Consider the following 245-nt stretch of genomic DNA (forward strand, 5'->3'; position numbering starts at 1 on the left):
TGGCAATGATTCCTGCAAGCAAGACGTAATTAATGTCGCTGTACTTGAAACTGGTCTTGCCAGTTGAAGTTAAGCTCTTGATGGCATTTGTATAGGCATCGTCTTCTTTAAGCTGGTCAGATGGTTCTTTGACCGTTCCCTTAATGCCGGATGTCATCGTCAGCAGCTGTTGAATGGTGATCTTTTTGCTGTGAGCGATTTGTGGGTAAAATCTGCTTAACTTCGTTGTTGGTGTTAATTCCTTG

The 245-nt window shown here is 42.9% G+C and carries 1 protein-coding gene; it reads right to left on the bottom strand.

The annotated features are described in order from the left end of the window. A partial coding sequence (locus CBI42_RS12015) for a serine hydrolase (RefSeq protein ID WP_373433763.1) occupies positions 1-199 on the bottom strand: 199 nt, incomplete at its 3' end. Positions 200-245 lie beyond the last annotated feature (46 nt).

Origin of the sequence: Streptococcus sp. KR (assembly GCF_002238115.1) — a bacterium.
Classification (GTDB): Bacteria; Bacillota; Bacilli; order Lactobacillales; family Streptococcaceae; genus Streptococcus.